The 17,891-nt window shown below is 50.1% G+C and carries 18 protein-coding genes; 13 read left to right on the top strand and 5 right to left on the bottom strand.

Going from position 1 to position 17,891, the window contains the following annotated elements; genetic code table 11:
* Positions 1 to 6 precede the first annotated feature (6 nt).
* The 5 genes from L4174_RS22280 (at position 7) to L4174_RS22260 (ending at position 4,465) form a co-directional block, all read left to right on the top strand.
* Positions 7 to 582 (top strand): TerD family protein, encoded by a 576-nt coding sequence (locus tag L4174_RS22280; RefSeq protein WP_248143105.1) that lies wholly within the window; start codon positions 7 to 9, stop codon positions 580 to 582.
* 24 nt (positions 583 to 606) lie between these two features.
* Positions 607 to 1,185, top strand: coding sequence for a TerD family protein (locus L4174_RS22275; protein ID WP_248143106.1), 579 nt, complete (start codon positions 607 to 609; stop codon positions 1,183 to 1,185).
* A gap of 79 nt (positions 1,186 to 1,264) precedes the next feature.
* Positions 1,265 to 1,672 carry a hypothetical protein gene (locus tag L4174_RS22270; RefSeq protein ID WP_248143107.1) on the top strand — a complete coding sequence of 136 codons (408 nt, stop codon included), beginning with the start codon at positions 1,265 to 1,267 and terminating at the stop codon, positions 1,670 to 1,672.
* Between the two features lie 216 nt (positions 1,673 to 1,888).
* Positions 1,889 to 2,896, top strand: a complete 1,008-nt coding sequence (locus L4174_RS22265) for an HlyD family secretion protein (RefSeq protein WP_248143364.1) — start codon at positions 1,889 to 1,891, stop codon at positions 2,894 to 2,896.
* A 30-nt stretch (positions 2,897 to 2,926) separates the two neighbouring features.
* Positions 2,927 to 4,465 (top strand): MFS transporter, encoded by a 1,539-nt coding sequence (locus L4174_RS22260; RefSeq protein ID WP_248143108.1) that lies wholly within the window; start codon positions 2,927 to 2,929, stop codon positions 4,463 to 4,465.
* Here the strand turns inward: L4174_RS22260 and L4174_RS22255 are convergent.
* Together L4174_RS22255 and L4174_RS22250 are read right to left on the bottom strand one after the other, a co-directional pair.
* Positions 4,447 to 5,397 (bottom strand): LysR family transcriptional regulator, encoded by a 951-nt coding sequence (locus L4174_RS22255; RefSeq protein WP_248143109.1) that lies wholly within the window; start codon positions 5,395 to 5,397, stop codon positions 4,447 to 4,449. The genes L4174_RS22260 and L4174_RS22255 overlap by 19 nt on opposite strands.
* Before the next feature lie 28 nt (positions 5,398 to 5,425).
* Positions 5,426 to 6,040, bottom strand: coding sequence for a TetR/AcrR family transcriptional regulator (locus L4174_RS22250; protein WP_248143110.1), 615 nt, complete (start codon positions 6,038 to 6,040; stop codon positions 5,426 to 5,428).
* A 695-nt stretch (positions 6,041 to 6,735) separates the two neighbouring features.
* On the opposite strand from L4174_RS22250, the gene L4174_RS22245 reads away from it, so the two are divergent.
* A complete protein-coding gene (locus tag L4174_RS22245; protein WP_248143366.1) occupies positions 6,736 to 8,268 on the top strand; it encodes a methyl-accepting chemotaxis protein in 1,533 nt (510 codons plus the stop codon).
* Positions 8,269 to 8,755: 487 nt separating this feature from the next.
* Positions 8,756 to 9,418: a hypothetical protein gene (locus L4174_RS22240; protein ID WP_248143111.1), complete on the top strand. Its 663-nt coding sequence runs from the start codon at positions 8,756 to 8,758 to the stop codon at positions 9,416 to 9,418.
* Between the two features lie 537 nt (positions 9,419 to 9,955).
* Here the strand turns inward: L4174_RS22240 and L4174_RS22235 are convergent.
* Positions 9,956 to 10,831, bottom strand: a complete 876-nt coding sequence (locus tag L4174_RS22235) for a LysR substrate-binding domain-containing protein (protein WP_248143112.1) — start codon at positions 10,829 to 10,831, stop codon at positions 9,956 to 9,958.
* Between the two features lie 236 nt (positions 10,832 to 11,067).
* Here L4174_RS22235 and L4174_RS22230 point away from each other — a divergent pair, with 236 nt between their 5' ends.
* Positions 11,068 to 11,289 carry a carboxymuconolactone decarboxylase family protein gene (locus L4174_RS22230; RefSeq protein WP_248143368.1) on the top strand — a complete coding sequence of 74 codons (222 nt, stop codon included), beginning with the start codon at positions 11,068 to 11,070 and terminating at the stop codon, positions 11,287 to 11,289.
* Positions 11,270 to 11,785, top strand: a complete 516-nt coding sequence (locus tag L4174_RS22225) for a DUF4865 family protein (protein WP_248143113.1) — start codon at positions 11,270 to 11,272, stop codon at positions 11,783 to 11,785. Before L4174_RS22230 ends, L4174_RS22225 begins: the two co-directional genes overlap by 20 nt.
* A gap of 107 nt (positions 11,786 to 11,892) precedes the next feature.
* Here the strand turns inward: L4174_RS22225 and L4174_RS22220 are convergent, their stop codons facing one another.
* Both L4174_RS22220 and L4174_RS22215 read right to left on the bottom strand, forming a co-directional pair.
* Positions 11,893 to 12,321 carry a hypothetical protein gene (locus L4174_RS22220; protein ID WP_248143115.1) on the bottom strand — a complete coding sequence of 143 codons (429 nt, stop codon included), beginning with the start codon at positions 12,319 to 12,321 and terminating at the stop codon, positions 11,893 to 11,895.
* A gap of 100 nt (positions 12,322 to 12,421) precedes the next feature.
* Complete coding sequence (locus L4174_RS22215; protein ID WP_248143117.1) at positions 12,422 to 13,300, bottom strand: LysR family transcriptional regulator; 879 nt, start codon at positions 13,298 to 13,300, stop codon at positions 12,422 to 12,424.
* Between the two features lie 116 nt (positions 13,301 to 13,416).
* Between L4174_RS22215 and L4174_RS22210 the strand changes: the two genes are divergently transcribed.
* From L4174_RS22210 to rbsC, 4 genes are all read left to right on the top strand, one after another.
* Complete coding sequence (locus L4174_RS22210; protein ID WP_248143118.1) at positions 13,417 to 14,490, top strand: alkene reductase; 1,074 nt, start codon at positions 13,417 to 13,419, stop codon at positions 14,488 to 14,490.
* Positions 14,491 to 14,932: 442 nt separating this feature from the next.
* On the top strand, positions 14,933 to 15,352 hold the full coding sequence (gene rbsD / locus L4174_RS22205) for a D-ribose pyranase (RefSeq protein ID WP_248143119.1): 420 nt from the start codon (positions 14,933 to 14,935) through the stop codon (positions 15,350 to 15,352).
* Between the two features lie 25 nt (positions 15,353 to 15,377).
* On the top strand, positions 15,378 to 16,883 hold the full coding sequence (gene rbsA, locus L4174_RS22200; RefSeq protein ID WP_248143120.1) for a ribose ABC transporter ATP-binding protein RbsA: 1,506 nt from the start codon (positions 15,378 to 15,380) through the stop codon (positions 16,881 to 16,883).
* Complete coding sequence (rbsC, locus tag L4174_RS22195) at positions 16,880 to 17,863, top strand: ribose ABC transporter permease (RefSeq protein ID WP_248143121.1); 984 nt, start codon at positions 16,880 to 16,882, stop codon at positions 17,861 to 17,863. The genes rbsA and rbsC overlap by 4 nt, the downstream gene beginning before the upstream one ends.
* Positions 17,864 to 17,891 lie beyond the last annotated feature (28 nt).

Below are 17,891 nucleotides of genomic sequence, written 5' to 3'. Positions count from 1 at the left end.
AAAACTATGGCTATTAATTTAGAGAAAGGGAACACCATTAACCTGCAGAAAGCGGAACCGGGACTGGTCAATCTTCGTCTGGGTTTAGGCTGGGATCCGGTCTCAAGCGCGGCTCAGTTCGATATCGATTCTTCTGCTTTCATCTGCCGTCATAACGCACAGGGCGAGCCAAAACTGATTTCTGACGGTCACTTCGTGTTTTATAACAACCTGAAGTGTCCGCAGGGTGCTGTGGTCCACACTGGTGATAACCGTACCGGTAACGGCGACGGTGATGATGAAGTCATCAAAATCAACCTGACCAGCATGTCTCCTGAAGCGGATGAGATTTCTCTGATTGTGACCATTCACGATGCACCGGCACGGAATCACAACTTCGGTATGGTCCGTAACAGCTACATCAAGCTGTATAACGAAGACTCAGGTCAGCTGATTGCACAGTTTAATCTGGGCAATGAATTCAGCAATGAAACGTCTGTTCAGTTCGGCTCTCTGTTTAAAGAAAATGGTCAGTGGAACTTTAAAGCGGTAGGTGCAGGTTACCAGCTGGGTCTGGTGGACTTTGTCAACGGTTACCAGTAATTCACCGATCAGGACGAGAGTTTTATGGCTATTAACCTAGAGAAAAACAGCACGATTTCCCTGACGAAGACAGCGACAGTCGAGTTGAAAAAACTGACCCTGGGACTGGGCTGGAGTCCGGTAAAACCAACCGGATTTTTCAGCGCAATTTTCAGCGATGGTGATATCGATCTGGATGCATCCTGCGTGCTGCTGGATGAAACCGGCGAAGTGCTGGATATCGTCAGTTATCAGAAACTGAAATCAAAATGTAAAAGCGTGCTTCATCAGGGCGATAACCGCACCGGTGAAGGGGACGGCGATGATGAGCAGATTAAAATTAATCTGGAAAAACTGCCGAACAACGTCGCGTATATGGCACTGACAGTGAACAGTTTCCGTGGTCAGCCTTTCAGCAAGGTGGACAACGCTTACTGCCGCGTGATGGACCAGACTCAAACTGAAGTCTGTCGTTTCACGCTGTCGGAGCAGGGGAAGCACACCGGCATTTATATTGCGCTGCTGTCCCGTCAGGGCGGGGAATGGCATTTCTCTGCGAAAGGTGTGCCGGTTCAGGGCACTCACGTCAATGACATGCTCCCGACGATTTGCGGTTCTCTGTAAGCGGTCGACGCTTCTGATTCAAAAGCCATGAATGTTTTCATGGCTTTTTTTATTCCTGTCTGATGATTTGAGGATGAAGATGCAACGCTTGTATTCCCCCGGACAAGTCGCCGCCGCAACATTTCTTGGCGGACCACTCGCAGCCAGTTACATGTTGAACCGAAATTTTATTGCGCTCGGAAATCCGCTTAAAGCAAAGGATGTTGCTCAGTCAGGCTGTTGGTTGACAGTAATCTTGACATTTTTTCTCGGGTTGTTACCCGAGGAATTTTCAGGATTTCTCTTACCCTTTGTATTTGCTTTTGCAACTTACCAATACGCGAGAAATAACCAGGTATCAAAAGAGGAGATTGAACAATCTCAGGAATATCAATTTTTCTCTGATTGGAATGTTCTGGTTGTTTCTGTTGCTACACTTTTGATTCACATTGCCTTTCTCTGCTTTGTTCTGTCTTTTTATGCTTCAGTCGGTATTTTGAAAGCATAATCATTTCCGGCAGAACGAGCGCGCTGGAAGGCAATGGACGCCTTCCAACTATTCCCCTGAAGCTTCGCTTTGCGATTCCTGCCCTGTTCAAACAGATCTGATCAACGCCGGTTGTTCCATTTTCCGGCCAGTAAGATTCCAGTTAAATTGCTCGCTCATAATCGTACTACTCAGTACATTTTCTGCATCTGTCAGTCAGAAGAAGTTGCTACGATGATGAAAAAAATCTTAATTGCCCTGAGCGCGGTCACAACGCTGTTGCTGGGCGGATGGAAATACTGGGAAGACCAGGATTATGTCACCACAGATAATGCGTATGTGAAGGCTGATATTACTGTCGTCTCCCCTGAAGTGAGCGGGAGTGTGGTTGAGCTGTTCATTCAAGATAACCAATGGGTGCAGGCTGGTGACCCCTTGTTTGCCATCGACAGCCGGGATTATCAGGCCAATGTGAATATCGCGAAAGCTGCCATCGAGGTAGCCAAATCCGCACTGAACAATAATGCGTCACGGATCAGGTTACAACAGGTCAGTATTGAGCAGGCAACGGCTGCAATTAAAGGGGCGAAAGCCAATGCCGCGTTGCAGCACTCTGAAAGGGAGCGGTTCAGTAAACTGCTGCGTTCTTCATCAGTGAGCCAGACCGCTTTTGATAATCAGAACACCAAAGCCATTGAAGCTGAGGTGAAACTGAAAAATGCCTACCTCGTCCTGGAAGCCTCTAAAAAACAATTGGATACCCTGTCGGCGGAGCGTGAGCAACTGAAGGCGCAGCGTCAGCAGGCAGAGTCCAAGCTGGCGCTGAATACCATTGCTCTGAATCGCACCATTGTGAAAGCCCCCGTAGACGGATATATCGCCAATCGCCAGGTTCAAACCGGAAAATTTGTTCAGCCGGGCATGGGTGTCGTGACGCTGGTACCGAGTGAGGTATGGCTGGAGGCTAATTTCAAAGAAACGCAGTTAGCGCATGTTGTTGTTGGTCAGACCGTCAATGTTGTGCTGGATATGTTCCCGGACAAGCCGCTTCAGGGGGTTGTCGATTCCGTGACACCGGCGACAGGGGCGCAGTTCAGTCTGCTGCCGCCACAGAATGCCACCGGAAACTTTGTGAAGGTTGTTCAGCGGGTGCCGGTGAAAATCAGACTGAATTTGCCAGATCACCTGCAGGGCCGGATATACCCGGGTCTTTCAGCCATTGCCAGTGTCCGGATCATCCGGTAATCCGGACAGATTTACGGAAGGAGCTCGAGTATGAATCGTTCGTTTTCCCTAGCCTTACTGGCGGTCATTGCCATGTTACCGGTGGGTCTGACTTCAGCGATGTTCAGGGCGATGTCAACGCATATGGCCGTCACCAATGGCCTTTCACCGGATGAGATGAGCCACCTCGATATCGGGTTCATGATGACGCAACTGGTGATGCTGTTGCTGGCGCCTCTGATCTTGCGCAGGTGCAGAATCAATGTGGCGCTGCGCAGGGCACTGATGATGGCTGCCGTTTCCCATCTGGTGATTGCGGTGACTGATCATGCCCCCCTTTTACAGGCAGGTGCCTGGCTGGCGCTTGGTGCCTGTGCCAGCCTGATTCTGGTCAGTCTGAACCTGTTGATCCTGGCCAGATGTCGCTACCGGACAATAACAGTGATAACGGCTTTGATCCTGCTGTGTTCGACGTTGCTGCCGATGGGGGTCTATCCCTGGCTGCTGTCCTGGCTGGCGGAGGAAACAGCCTGGCAGTTTCTGTCTTATCTTCTTGCGGGCATGCTGCTGACCGCGCAGTTGATGGCCGAGTGGGTGACGGATATCAGACAGCCGCAGCGTGAGCGGAAGTCGAATGTGCTGCCTTACCTGCTGATGACCGGCTGTCTGGTACTGATTGCCTATTTACTGATGCGGGGTAGTTATTACAACTGGTTTGATCATCCGCGTTTCCGGTGGATGACCGGAGTGACAGCCATGCTGGCTTTGGGGGCACTGGTTCTGATGCAGGCCGGGCAGCGGTCTGGTCATACCCTGAACCGGAAGTTACTGACGAATCTGCACAATAACGTCTTTATGTATAACGGATTTCTGGCCGGATTTGGCGTGATGGCCAGCGGGGCTCTGGTGGCAAACTTTCTTTCTCATGTGATGCATTACAGTCATGAGAATGCGGGACTGATCCAGTTGCCGTCGTTCCTGGCCATGCTGGCCGGGATGTTGCTCAGTGTTGTGGCCGCAAACCAGCATCGCTTCCCGCGCGATATGATCACGCCGATTGGCGTCCTGATGATTATCGGCTCGGTCGTCATGTTCAGTCATTTACCAAGCTATGCTGGCCCGGATGAACTGCTGTTTCCACTTTGTTTACGGGGGCTGGGCGTCGGTTTGCTTAATGTGTCGGTGACCATTGCGATGCTGGCTCATTTTAAGCCTGAGCATCGCCCGGAAGGGATCAGTGTGTTTTATATCTTCCGGACACTGGGTGGACTGGCGGGGTCTGCAATTTTTGCCCGCATCATGCAGATCACCCGTTACGAGTCGATGAGTGAACTTGCCCGGACTCTGGATAACGGCGGACAGGCGGTTGAGCAATACACTCAGGCAATGAAGCGTCTGGCACTGACTCAGGGATATCTGCCTTCCAGAACGCTGAGTGCGGGTCAGCTTAGCCAGACGCTGAAACTGGAAGCATCAACGCTGGCACTCAGTAACACATTTCTGGCTTTCGTGATCGCGATTCTGTTGCTGGCCCCGGTGATGATCATCGGTAAAAAACTGGTTGCGAGGCATCAATCGACGTCTTGTTGATCAGCCAATGACTCTGGCTGAAGCTGGTATTTTGCAGCGGCTTCAGCGAAATGCTCAGCCAGGAAGTCGATCAGTAACCGGACCCGTCTCGGAATTTGTTCACGGTCATGATAAATCAGATTCACCGGCAAACAGCGGCGGTGTTGCCGGCCGAATAACGGCATCAGCGCCTGAGAATTCAGAGCGGAGAGGGCCTGAATATCCGGCAGCATCGCCACACCGAAGCCTTGCCGGGCCAGGGTCAGTGCCATGTCTGGCGAGTCGACGAGCGTGATGCTGGCGCTTCCCAGATCTAAGGCGCGTAAGGGGGACTGAAACCACCACTGCTTGGGCTGATCCTGCGACAGTTCCCGGAAAATGATCCGGTGGCTGAGCAGATCTTCCGGCTCAGCCGGAGTCCCGAATTCAGCAAGATAATCCGGGCTGGCATAGTAATCGGCGTACATCTGACCAATTGTCTTGCCAATCAGGTTGCTGGTGACAGGTTTATCCAATTGGATCAGCAGGTCAAACCGGCGTTTGGGAATATTGCGCTGCACGACATCCTGCGCATGGAATGCCAGTTCAACCCCGGGATACTGGCGGCAGAAATTTTTCAGGAGCTCACCCAGACACTTCAGGAGCGGGGAAACACAGAGAATGCTGATTTTCCCGGCAACCCCCTGACGATGGTCCGCCATTTCCTGCTCCAGCACCTTGAGCTGTGCGAGGATCTCCCGGCTGCGTTCATAAAATATTTCTCCCGCTTCCGTCAGTGTAAAGTACCGGGCGCTCCGGCTGATGAGCTGAACGTTGAATTCTTCTTCCAGTGCTTTCACTTTCCGGCTGACACTGGATTTTGGCATCGCCAGAAAATCCGCGGTCTGAGTGATCCCGCCTTGTTCGACCACATGCTGAAACAGCTGTAATGAGTCCAGTTTTACGGATGACATGATTTTCTCCCGGTATGCCAGTACAGCGTCATCGCCCGATGTGTGTTGGATGGTAGATGCGGATAAAAGCATCTACGGCTTGACGGATTTGCAGGGTCAGCTGCTCGTCATCCGGCAGTGATTTCCCGAGTAATGCCAGATAGAAAAAATTCTGCTTCAGCATGGCCAGCAGATGCGTGCAGGCTTGATTCGCGGAGGGGATCGTCAGCTGTTGTGTGACGCCTTCTGACTTCAGGTACGAGGCCAGGTGATGATGTTGATTCTCTGGCCCGTTGGCCAGAAAGAAATCTGTGATGTCGGCATCTTGGTGAAAACCTGCCGAAACTATCCGGAATAATCCCAAGACCGGATTTGAGCACAGACGTTTGACGTACCCCAGCCCGAAATGCACCAGACACGCATCAACTGGATGATCCGGGTGTTCCGGAAAACTGAATACACCCTCAAGCGATTCAAGGTTGTGCGCCAGTACTGCTTTGAACAGTCCCTCTTTGGAGCTGAAATAGCGATACAGCGTTTGTTTGGAGCCTCCGCAATGCTGAACAATCTGATCCAGGCTGGTGTCTCTGTAGCCCTGTTCCAGAAAAAGAACGGTGGCAATCTCGATGATTTTTTTCTGTTTCTCAATAGTCGATGGACGCATCACAACTCTGACTTCAAAATCGTACTAATTAGTACACTTGTTAATTATAAGTTTCTTTGTCGCTCAAAGATACCGCACCGTGATTGTGTTTATGCTTCTGGGGATTCCAGGCATGCCGTGAAAGTGCGGATTGTTTTGGAAATGTACAGGTCCTCAGGTTGTCTGAGATTTTGATAGCAACGTTTTATTGCTCATATTCCATGGATTGCGTCTGATGCAGCACGAAAACGGCAGCAGAAATGACTGCGGCCAGAGTGAGTTCGTACGCCCTGTCTGATGCTTCCTGCCTGTCACCGGCGCGTTTTCAGCAGAACGCGACCGATTGAGGGGGAGTTCAACGCTGATTGTTCATTTTCGTGCTGAAAACGTTTTGAAATCGCTTTGCAGTTAGCCCGCACCGGTTGATGACTTTTTGATAATGGTGGATTCCTTTAAGGCATAAAATGTTGTGAAAATGTGCAATCACTTCAAATATTGCAAGCTGACAATTAAATAAGTGGATCGATGCATAAGCTTTTTGCTCAAATTGAGTAACTTATTGGTTTATCGTTACTGTCCGGACCGCCGCTTTTCTGATGTATAGGCACGCAGGCAGTAGTGATGATGCAGGCCACTTTTATGAAATTCTAATTTGAGTCTTTTTGGCGTCAGGGTTTATCAAAATGAAAAAAATCATCGTCATGGTTGTCTGTGCGATGTTCGCTATCGCTGCGATAGCAAGCATCTCGTCAACCTCCTATATTTCCCATCAGGAAATAGACAGTATCATTCTGAAGCGGTCGCAGGCTCAGGCCGAATTGCTGGCGAAGAATGTGGAATACGTGCTTGAAACGTCCACAAAGCCGATGGCGGATTTGCAGGCCTTTGTGACGTCACTGAAGCAACGAAATGACATCAGTTACGCGGTTGTCATTGATACGAACATCAAGGCTGTGGCGCACAGTGACGCGCAAAAACTGAACAAAGTCTATGACGATAACTACACCGTTGAAGGTGCGGGTCATGGCAAACCGAAGCATTCCAAATGGTATGCCGACGTTCAGAAAGTCTGGGTGTATGACATCATGACGCCGGTTTACTTGAACGGTAAATTATACGGTTCCTTTGACGTGGGGATTCCGATTACTGAAGTGGATAATGCCGCCAAAGAAATTATGTTTGCTCAGCTGACCGCGATTGTACTGATTTTCGTGGTTTGTGCCGTCATTCTGATGTGGCTGCTGGGCAGACTGTTCCAGCCGCTGACCGGTCTGCAGCAGGCGCTGGAAGATATTTCTCAAGGGGACGGTAACCTGACGGTTCGCCTGCCAGTCAAAGGGAACGATGAAATCGCCAATATCTCTGCTGCCTTTAACACCTTTGTCGGCAAAATTAACGACATTATTGTGCAGGTTGTTAACACTGGCGTGGGTCTCGGAAGCACGGCTTCGTCACTGCGCGAGCAATCGGTGCATGCTTTGTCCCGCGGTCAGGAGCAGAGTGAACAAACCCTGCTGGTGGTCACCTCGATGAACGAAATGATCGCGACTATCAATGAGATCTCCAATAACGCAGCGGGTGCAGCTGAATCGGCGGGTTCTGCAAACAGCCAGACTCAGGCGGGTCGTCAGACGCTACAAACGGCAACGAACACCATTAATCATCTGGCCGAAGAAATGAATAATATGTCGGTGGTGATTGCGACGCTGGCCGATAAAACGCAGTCGATCGGTTCCATTCTGGAAGTGATTCGCGGCATTTCAGAGCAGACCAACCTGCTGGCACTGAACGCGGCCATTGAAGCGGCCCGTGCCGGTGAAGCCGGTCGTGGTTTTGCAGTGGTTGCTGATGAAGTCCGGAACCTGGCGACGAAAACATCGCAGTCCACGGATGAAATTCAGAACATGATTGACCAGCTTCAGCATGAAGCCAAAAATGCCGTGGATGCGATGGAAAGCAGCAAATCGCTGACTGAAGACGGCACCAAGGCGACAGAAAACGCCCTGACAGCTCTGGAAGAGATTTCCCGTCAGGTGGTCGCGATTCTGGACATGAATACGCAGGTCGCCACCGCGACCGAACAGCAGTCCAGCGTGGCGAATGAAATCAACGTCAACATGGATACAGTCAATCAGGCCGTTCAGGCCGGACTGGACGCCAGCACCGAACTGGAAAAAACCAGCCAGGAACTGGCAGCACTGGCTCAGACACTCGATCGTCTTGTCGGCGCCTTCAAACTCACCCGATAACCTGACTCCAGCCGCGGATGCATCTTGCTCCGTGGCATTTCCTCTCTCATTTCCTTGCTGCTTTGATCCTCGCTCAGGTGCGTTGAGATTTTTATCTCATTCACAACTCGTTCGTTTTCCATATTTCGGCGCTGGATATTCGCTTGCCTATTTGAGCATTTTGCAAGTTTCGGTTTATGCCTGGGGTAGACGCGGCACTTCGGAGTTCTCTGAGGTTATTTGGGGTGTCGGTGAATGTAGTAAAGACTAAAAATAATTTTTCCTTAGTCTCATTTAGCATGATTAATTTTTTGTGAAACAGATCATAGTTCGTGACTTTTTATACAGCAATGCTCAGCTAACCTATATTCATACGTGGATTTTTGGTATGAGATGAAGGCTATATGGTGGAAATATTACGCACTCTATATTAAATGCCTTCTAAGATCGCTCTGGATTGAATTTTTCTAATGAAATTATAAACTACTTACTAAATAGAGGTTAAAGGATGAGATTTAATACAGGATTAATATTTCTTCTATCTTTTTCAGCGAACGCTAATCAGTGCGTCCTTTCTCCTGATGTTCATGAGTATGATTATATTGCAACTCAAAATCCAAATGATTGGATAAATAAAGATATTCCTACTGATTCGTTTGTATTGGCTCTGAGTTGGTCTCCTGCGTTTTGTGATGAGCAAAGTGCTTCTGGACACCAATGTGGTCCTGAGAATTCTGGTAAATTTGGTCTGGTAGTACATGGTTTATGGGGGCAATCTGATAGCGCATATGGAAATCACAAAAAACATCCTCGAAATTGTGATAATCCTGGTGCTATAAAAGTAGAAACTTTAAAAAAATATCTATGTATGATGCCTGGTGTTAAACTTATTCAGAAAGAGTGGGAAAAACACGGAACCTGCGATTTTGATACACCGGAATTTTATTTGGAAAAGACGCAAGAATTGTATTCTAAGTTGACCATACCAACAATAGAACAAGTTACCCAAGTTGAATATATGTCTTGGAGAGGTATTACCGATTGGTTTGTTTCCTACAATAAACATCTTGGTATGAATCGAGAACATGTATATGTTGATATGAAAAATCATCGACTTAATGAGATTCGAATTTGTTATGACTTAAAATACAATTTCACAAAGTGTTTATAGTCATTAACATGGTTTTTTCAAGTAGGTCTGATTGACTGTGCTTGTGGGGGGGATGGTTTTTTCATACAGATTTTATGATGTTTTTCTTTAACAGATGCATTACTGGAATTTTTTTTTTGCAGAGCAGATATGTTTTTACGTTTGGTCATTTTAAGTGGTTGTATTGTCATGTATGCGTGAAATAAATCTGAATTAAATTTCTGCCATTTTATGTATATGACCATACATTACCTAATCATCTCCCTTATATTAAATAGAGCAAGCGAATTGATACGCAAATATCTAAATCTCTTAAATAATCTATTCTTTCCCAACCCCCGAGGAAAAATTCACGGATGATTTTTTAGGTTGTAGGCGCATGGTTCGCCTACAATCGACCCGGTCAACATCAAATAATCTTAGGCAATTCTGGGCACTCTTTGTGCCAGCAATGCGTGTCTGGCGCGCAGAAACGATCATTGAGATCGATTCTGAACTTAAAGCGCGACAAAAAGACGAACAACATTCAAATGTGTCTATCCATTCCGTGTTTTCAAATCAGACATAATTCCTCTGAATCGTCTTGGTCATTAAATCAGCCAGCCTTTCCTGAACCTTGTTGCCTGCGTCTTGAGCACGATGAACCTGAATACCAATCTCGTCCATCTTGGGTAATCCTGCTTGAATAATTTTTAGTGAGTCAGGACGACCGATAGTGGTTCTGGCTGTAACGCCGAGACCTGCCTGCACCGCAGGCCAAATTCCGCTGAGACTTTGGCTTTGGTAGACAATTTTCCATTTGATGCCTGCTGAATCCAAGGCGTCTGTGGCTTTCTTTTTAAACAGGCAATTGGGTTCAACCATCACTAATGGCAAGGGTAGATTTTGTTCTAAAAAATTCTCGAGTGGAAAACTGGGTGAGCTAATCCATTGGATTGGTGTGTGAGCGATGATATCGGAATAGGGCGTTGTCTCATTCCCCTGCCAAGTGACTGATAAATCGAGCGCACCTTCTTGAATTGCAGAGATTAATTTAGTGTATCTTTCAATCATTGTATTCAGCTGGACATGTTCATTGACCCGGGTAAACCGGCCTAAGCATTCCGTAAGAATTGCTTCGGCAAAATCTTCCTGAAGCCCCACACTGACTGAGCCTTGCAAATCAATACATCGGATCGTTTCCAGTGCTTCATCGTTCATCGCCAGCATTTTCTTTGCAAATCTAAGTAACTGTTCTCCTTGCTCGGTCGGGAGCAGGTATCGTCCTTCTTTCTTGACCAAAGTAGAGTTCGTTTGCATTTCCAGTTTTTTCAGATGCGCGCTGACCGCTGATGTTGACTTGTGCTGATGCTTAGCCGCCAGAGCAAAGCTTTTGAACTCAATGCCAAGTACGAATGTTTTCAGCGCCTGTAAATCCAGTACGGTGTCTTTCATGTTGTCAATCATCCTAAATTAGTGAACTGACTGTCCTGAATGTTTTGATTTTTCGGATCATGAAGGGGTGCCATTATAGACACCGGTTTAGAAATCGGAAGCGATAAAATGAATCAAGACAGAGAGATATTAGCGGCGGCCCCCAAGCTCAATGAGCTCACGCAAGATGTTCTGTTTGGTGATATCTGGCAGCGTCAACAGCTGGCAGCAAGAGAGCGAAGTATCATTCATTGTCTGTGCTGGCCTCGATGGGCAGACTTGAACAATTGCCTTACCACATCGATCTCGCCAGAAATAACGGGATTACCAATGAGGAGTTAATCGAAATATTTACGCATCTGGCTTTTTATGCGGGCTGGCCAGCAGCCGTCAGCGCAATTACACGGGTGCATGATTTCAGAAAATCACACAGTGGCATCGGCAAAACAGGAGAGCAAGATGATCGCGATGCAATATAAAATTGTTCTCCCATCTGATTACCCGATGGAACGGATTGAAAACAGAATCAGAGAGAAAGGTCATTTGCTGGACGGATTCCCCGGGTTAATGTTTAAGGCTTATCTTTACTCGCGGAAAGATGCGACAAGCTATCAAAATTCCGTAAACAGCTATGCTCCGTTTTATGTCTGGAGAGATCATGAATCGATGGTCGTTTTTCTTGAGAGTGAGGGTTTCAAAGCGCTATGTGAACAGTTTGGTCGCCCGAAAGTTGAAGTTTGGTTTGTTGATGGTGAGCCTGTCGCGCTGGCAGAGTATCAGTCGTTTGCATGCATTGATCATCAAGGGAATCAACATTCAGATGTTCGTGGCATCAATTTTTCCTCATGGGAAGAGGTGAGTGTTGTATGGCGGAGCCACTCAGAAATCATGAATGATCTGGCGGGTGAAGTTTACGCAGTGGTTTATGTTGCCCGTGGTACCTTATTATTTAGATCTGGGACGCATCAAAGTTGATACTTTCAGCTCAATAGCGACTAATAATCACGATCAAAAATGGCAGGCGCAATGGATGTTTCAGCCCCATTGTTCCTGCCATTTTTCCGCTTCAGAGTGAAGGCAATTCAGTTCACCCCATCTGTTTTGAGTGTCCCTTTGAACCATTTTTCCTGCCGGGCATCCTTCCACCACCAGCGTTCTTTGGTCCAGATGTAGCTGGCTTCGATGGCATCACCTTTCACCTTACCGCGCCAGACGATTTTACCGTTGTCCGGGCTCAGTGTGGTGGCCGTAAAGTACAGTGTCTCACCTTGCTGCTCGAGGGTATAGGCGCCGCTTTTGAAGCCCCAGGGGGCGCAACTTTCGGAGTAAAGTTCGCCGTGATTAAACGTGAGCACTTCCTGTTCTTCAGCCGACTGACCCACAATGCCGGTTGGCCCTGTGAAGGTTTTTCCGTCGAGTAACTGAGCCGTTGCACCCAGGCTGAATGCAGAAAAGGCGACGACGAAAATTAGCACAAGGTAATGATATGATTTTCCGATGAATTTCAGCATAACTGCACCTCATCGCTCTGCTTCTGAACAGTGAGAAGTATAGATGGCTCAGCTGTTTATCGCCTTGTCTGTTGCGCCGTTTGGTTGCTCGGTTTGGTTGTTATGTTTGCGCCAGACATTCCCGGACGTATTCAATGAAACAGCGGGTTTTTGCAGGCAGCAACCGGGTTTCAGTCATCGCGTAAATCGGGGTGGGGGCGCCCTGCCAGCCGGGCAATAACCGGCGCAGTCGGCCAGCTTTCAGATCTTCGGCCACAATTTCTTCCGGCATCAGAATGATCCCCAGATCCAGGGTGGCAAGTCTTCGGATCATTCCGATGTTATTGAGAATGAACTTGCTGCTGACCGGCACGTCAATCGTTTCTGAGCCGTCACTCATTTGCCATGTGTCAGTCTTCAGAATATGAAGACATTCATGCTGCGTGAGCTCTGCAGGTGTTGCTGGTTCTCCAAAGCGATCCAGATAGCCGGGCGAGGCATACAGCTGACCCTTCAGGCTTGCCAGTTTCCGCGCAATCAGATTGGAGCTTTCCTGCTCACCAATCCGGATCGCCACATCGAAGTGCTCTGTGACCATATCCACTTTGCGGGAAGTGAGGTCAAACTCAAAGGTGATGTCCGGGTAGCGGCGCATGAATTCGGGCATCAACGGCGCCAGAAAAGTCACGGCAAAATCGACCGGGAGCGATGCCCGGATCAAACCGCTGGGGTGTTCCAGCATGTCCCCTAACTGTTCATGGGCCAGCTTGGCCTCCGCGACAATCCGTTTGCAGCGTTCGTAATAGAGTTTGCCGGCTTCTGTCAGTTCCAGCTTGCGTGTCGTCCGGTGCAGCAGACGTAAGCCGATTTCTTGTTCCAGAGTGCTGATACGTCTGGACAGCGTCGAATTCGGCACGCCTATGATCTCAGCAGCTTTGCGGAAGCTCATGACATTTGCCACTTCTACAAACAGCGCCATATCGTTCAGTAATCCCGTCATGATTGCTCCATTAATGGGTCAATGATTTCCATTTAATCATATTTATTCCATATGTGAATTGGTTAATGATGACTGGGTCGAAAATGAGTGAGCAGCATCTGCTGCGGGAGTGAACCATGAGCCAGTTATTTGCACCGATCCGTTTAGGCCGAATCACCTTATCTAACCGCCTTGTGATGGCACCGATGACCCGTTCCCGGGCGAACCTGGACGGAACGCCCGGAGCACTGACCGCCGAGTACTATACCCAGCGTGCCAGTATCGGCCTGATTGTGACTGAAGGCGTGCAGCCTTCCGATGACGGGCAGGGCTACCTCGCCACCCCCGGGATTTATACCGATGCGCAGGTGGCGGGCTGGAAACAGGTCACCGCTGGCATTCATGCGCAGGGCGGCCATGTGTTCTTTCAGCTGATGCATGCGGGCCGGATGTCGCATCCGGACAATACGTTGCATCATCGTCCGGGTGTCGCGCCATCGGCGATTTCGCCGCAGACAAAAATGTTTACGGTCTCCGGCATGCAGGACATTCCGGTTCCCCGTGCCCTGACGACAGAAGAGATTCGTCAGACCGTTGCCGACTTCCGCTTCGCTGCGCGTCGTGCCATTGAAGCCGGTGCAGACGGTGTTGAGATCCACGGGGCCAATGCGTATCTGATTCAGCAGTTTTTCGCACCCAGTGCCAACACCCGGACCGACGAATACGGGGGTTCGATAGAAAACCGTGCCCGGTTCGCGATTGAGGTCGCTGCGGCTATTGCAGAGGAAATCGGGGCCGACAGAACGGCGATCCGTCTGTCACCGGGCACCACCATCTGGGGAATTGATGAAGGCAGCGAAGGCCCGGCGCTTTACCGTTATCTGGTCGCAGAACTGAACAAACTGGGGCTGGCTTACTTGCATATCATGCATCAGGGCAATGAGCCGCTGATCCGTGACATCCGGGATATCTGGCAGCACACGCTGATCCTGAACCGTCCGGGCCGGCCGCGGGATGAGATTGGCAGTGATCTCAAAGCGGGTCTGGCTGATCTGGAATCTTACGGCATGATGATTCTGGCCAATCCGGATTTCGTTGAGCGCCTTGAAACCGGTGCCGCGCTGAATGATGCAGATCCGGCTTCTTTCTATGGCGGCAGTGCGGCAGGTTACACCGACTATCCGACGCTGACTGCCGAGGCTTCTGCGTAAGCTTAGATGTCCGGCGCTGGCCCAGATGGAGGGCTTACAGGTGAATGACCAAATTCATGATGCATAACATCCACATCAGCAGGGGCGAAAACGCCTCTGCTGCTTTTTCTTTGCAAACGTCCGTTTTCTTATCCGGCTCACCGCGATTCAGATCACCTTTTTACTTCTGCTACTGATAGATCTGACGATCCCAATCACAGTTCAACTTTTCACCTGCTGCAAAGAAATCTCAGTGGATTAGAATTCATCGAAACGTTTCGATGAGTTTTCCCAATCATAAAAAAGACAGGATACAGAAAACACATCACTGCCCGTTTGGGGCAGATAAACCGATATTTTGACGACGTTAGAAGTTTTTCCCGACGATTTCATTACGGGAAGCCTGGATTGTCTAATCAAGGTTTGAGCAAGGCCCAAACCGGGCCAAGAAAGGTGTTGAAGCATGAAAAAAAGTACCCTCCTGCATGCCGAGTTGTCCTATCTGGTGGCGACGCTGGGGCATACCGATGAAGTGACGATTTGTGATGCCGGGTTGCCGGTGCCGGATCAGGTGCAGCGGATCGATCTGGCGCTGACCCATGGTGTGCCCGGTTTCCTCGAGACCGTCCGAACGCTGTTGTCTGAGTCACAGATTGAAGGTGTGGTGATGGCTGAGGAGTTTCAGCAGGTGAGTCCGGCGCTTCATCAGTCGCTGATGGGGTTGCTTCAGGAAGAGCAGGCACGTATTGGCCGCGACATAGCTGTCACCTACCTGTCTCACGAAGCCTTCAAGCAACGGACGCACCAGAGCCGGGCTGTGGTCCGGACCGGGGAATGCACCCCGTATGCGAACGTGATTTTTCAAGCCGGTGTGGTGTTCTGACCACAGCAACCATTGAGGACGGCGTATGACGCAAGCCATTTTACAACTCAGTGAGATTGAAAAAGCCTTCCCGGGCGTGAAGGCACTGGATAAAACCAGCCTGAACGTCTATCCGGGACGGGTGATGGCGCTGATGGGGGAAAACGGCGCCGGGAAATCAACCCTGATGAAGGTGCTGACCGGCATTTACAGCAAAGACGCGGGAAGCATTCACTATCAGGGGCAAGCCGCAGCTTTCAAAGGGCCACGTGATTCTCAGCAGGCGGGCATCAGTATTATTCATCAGGAACTGAACCTGATCCCTGAACTGACGATTGCCGAGAATATCTTTCTCGGTCGTGAATTCACCGGTCCGCTGGGCCGGATTCAGTGGGGGCGGATGTACGATGAAGCCGACCGGTTGCTGACCCGGCTGAATGTGAAACACAGCTCGAAAACCTTACTGGGCGACCTGAGTCTGGGTGAACAGCAGATGGTGGAGATAGCCAAGGCGCTGTCGTTCGAGTCGAAAGTCATCATTATGGATGAGCCGACTGACGCGCTGACGGATACCGAAACCGCCTCTCTGTTCGCGGTAATCAATGAGTTGCGCGCACAAGGCTGCGGCATTGTGTATATCTCGCACCGCCTGAAAGAAATCTTCGAAATCTGTGACGACATCACCGTGCTGCGGGACGGCAAATTCATCGGGGAATGCCGGGTGGCAGACACCAATGAAGACGGTCTGATTGAAATGATGGTCGGCCGCAAACTGGAAGAGCAGTATCCGCGCATTGCGGTCAAACATGGTGAGACCTGCCTTGAAGTGATTGGCCTGACTGGTTCCGGCGTACATGAGGTGAGTTTTACCCTCAAACGCGGTGAGATTCTGGGGATTTCCGGTTTGATGGGGGCTGGCCGGACGGAGCTGATGAAGGTGATTTACGGTGCGTTGCCAAGCGAGCGGGGCGTGATCAACCTGAATGGCAAAACCATCAATCCGATCAGCCCGCAGGACGGACTGGCCAATGGCATCGCTTATATCTCGGAAGACCGCAAAGGCGATGGTCTGGTCCTGGGGTTGTCGGTGAAAGAAAACATGTCTCTGTGTGCACTGGCGCAACTGAGCAAAGGGATTCAGATTCAGCATGGCGACGAAGTGATGGCTGTGGATGACTTTATTCGTCTGTTCAACATCAAAACACCGGGCCGGGATCAGATCATCGGCAATCTGTCGGGCGGGAATCAGCAGAAAGTGGCGATAGCCAAAGGCCTGATGACCCGGCCCAAAGTTCTGATTCTGGATGAGCCGACACGGGGCGTCGATGTCGGTGCCAAGAAAGAAATTTATCAGCTGATCAATCAGTTCAAAGACGAAGGTATGAGCATCATTCTGGTGTCTTCCGAAATGCCGGAAGTCCTCGGGATGAGTGACAGGATTCTGGTGATGCATGAAGGCCGGATCAGCGGCGAATTTGATGCCAAAAATGCCGATCAGGAAAAACTGCTGGCCTGTGCTGTCGGCAAATTGATTAACGGGGAAGCAGCATGAGTACCAAAACCTTGAGTCAACCCACCGAAGCCCGCGAGAAAAAACGGTTTAGCAAAGCCTGGCTGATTGAGCAGAAATCGCTGATTGCCCTGCTGTTTCTGATTGTTGTGGTGTCCTTTCTGAATCCGAACTTTTTCACCGCGGATAACATTCTCAATATTCTGCGCCAGACCTCGGTCAACGCCATCATTGCCGTGGGCATGACACTGGTCATTCTGACCGCGGGGATCGACCTCAGTGTCGGCTCGGTGCTGGCATTGTGCGGCGCGTTTGCCGCCAGTCTGATTGCGATGGAAGTGCCGGTCCTGATTGCGGTGCCGACGGCTTTGCTTGCCGGAGCTGCGCTGGGCGCGGTCAGCGGGATCATCATTGCCAAGGGCAAGGTGCAGGCCTTTATTGCCACCTTAGTGACCATGACGCTGCTGCGCGGCGTCACTATGGTTTACACCGACGGGCGTCCGATTTCGACGGGTTTTACCGATACGGCTGATGTTTTTGCCTGGTTTGGTACCGGCTATGCGCTGGGGATTCCTGTGCCGGTCTGGCTGATGGTGGTGGTGTTCGCGGCGGCCTGGTATCTGCTCAATCACACCCGCTTTGGCCGCTATGTGTATGCGCTCGGCGGGAATGAATCGGCGACTCGTTTGTCCGGTATCAATGTGGACCGGGTGAAAATCGGTGTCTACGCCATCTGTGGTCTGCTGGCTGCGCTGGCGGGCATCATTGTGACCTCGCGTCTGTCTTCGGCACAGCCGACGGCAGGCATGGGATACGAACTGGATGCCATTGCGGCTGTGGTGCTGGGCGGCACCAGCCTGATGGGCGGTAAGGGCCGGATTATGGGCACTTTGATTGGCGCGCTGATCATCGGCTTCCTGAATAACGCCCTGAACCTGCTCGATGTGTCTTCTTACTACCAGATGATTGCCAAAGCAGTTGTGATTTTGCTGGCTGTGCTGGTGGACAATAAAAACAAGTAAATCCTCGGGATTTACCCATGAAAAGAGA

Source organism: Photobacterium sp. CCB-ST2H9, assembly GCF_023151555.2.
GTDB lineage: Bacteria > Pseudomonadota > Gammaproteobacteria > Enterobacterales > Vibrionaceae > Photobacterium.
Note: the sequence above shows the minus strand (reverse complement) of the source record. Positions and strands in the feature narration are given on the sequence as shown.

What these genes read in the sequence shown, in the direction of transcription:
- rbsA (WP_248143120.1), top strand. Translation starts at nt 15,378, where the DNA reads ATGACGCAAGCCATTTTACAACTCAGTGAGATTGAAAAAGCCTTCCCG.
- rbsD (WP_248143119.1), top strand. Translation starts at nt 14,933, where the DNA reads ATGAAAAAAAGTACCCTCCTGCATGCCGAGTTGTCCTATCTGGTGGCG.
- L4174_RS22225 (WP_248143113.1), top strand. Translation starts at nt 11,270, where the DNA reads ATGATCGCGATGCAATATAAAATTGTTCTCCCATCTGATTACCCGATG.
- L4174_RS22235 (WP_248143112.1), bottom strand. Translation starts at nt 10,831, where the DNA reads ATGAAAGACACCGTACTGGATTTACAGGCGCTGAAAACATTCGTACTT.
- L4174_RS22260 (WP_248143108.1), top strand. Translation starts at nt 2,927, where the DNA reads ATGAATCGTTCGTTTTCCCTAGCCTTACTGGCGGTCATTGCCATGTTA.
- L4174_RS22265 (WP_248143364.1), top strand. Translation starts at nt 1,889, where the DNA reads ATGAAAAAAATCTTAATTGCCCTGAGCGCGGTCACAACGCTGTTGCTG.
- L4174_RS22245 (WP_248143366.1), top strand. Translation starts at nt 6,736, where the DNA reads ATGTTCGCTATCGCTGCGATAGCAAGCATCTCGTCAACCTCCTATATT.
- L4174_RS22215 (WP_248143117.1), bottom strand. Translation starts at nt 13,300, where the DNA reads ATGACGGGATTACTGAACGATATGGCGCTGTTTGTAGAAGTGGCAAAT.
- rbsC (WP_248143121.1), top strand. Translation starts at nt 16,880, where the DNA reads ATGAGTACCAAAACCTTGAGTCAACCCACCGAAGCCCGCGAGAAAAAA.
- L4174_RS22250 (WP_248143110.1), bottom strand. Translation starts at nt 6,040, where the DNA reads ATGCGTCCATCGACTATTGAGAAACAGAAAAAAATCATCGAGATTGCC.
- L4174_RS22255 (WP_248143109.1), bottom strand. Translation starts at nt 5,397, where the DNA reads ATGTCATCCGTAAAACTGGACTCATTACAGCTGTTTCAGCATGTGGTC.
- L4174_RS22210 (WP_248143118.1), top strand. Translation starts at nt 13,417, where the DNA reads ATGAGCCAGTTATTTGCACCGATCCGTTTAGGCCGAATCACCTTATCT.
- L4174_RS22280 (WP_248143105.1), top strand. Translation starts at nt 7, where the DNA reads ATGGCTATTAATTTAGAGAAAGGGAACACCATTAACCTGCAGAAAGCG.
- L4174_RS22240 (WP_248143111.1), top strand. Translation starts at nt 8,756, where the DNA reads ATGAGATTTAATACAGGATTAATATTTCTTCTATCTTTTTCAGCGAAC.
- L4174_RS22270 (WP_248143107.1), top strand. Translation starts at nt 1,265, where the DNA reads ATGCAACGCTTGTATTCCCCCGGACAAGTCGCCGCCGCAACATTTCTT.
- L4174_RS22220 (WP_248143115.1), bottom strand. Translation starts at nt 12,321, where the DNA reads ATGCTGAAATTCATCGGAAAATCATATCATTACCTTGTGCTAATTTTC.
- L4174_RS22275 (WP_248143106.1), top strand. Translation starts at nt 607, where the DNA reads ATGGCTATTAACCTAGAGAAAAACAGCACGATTTCCCTGACGAAGACA.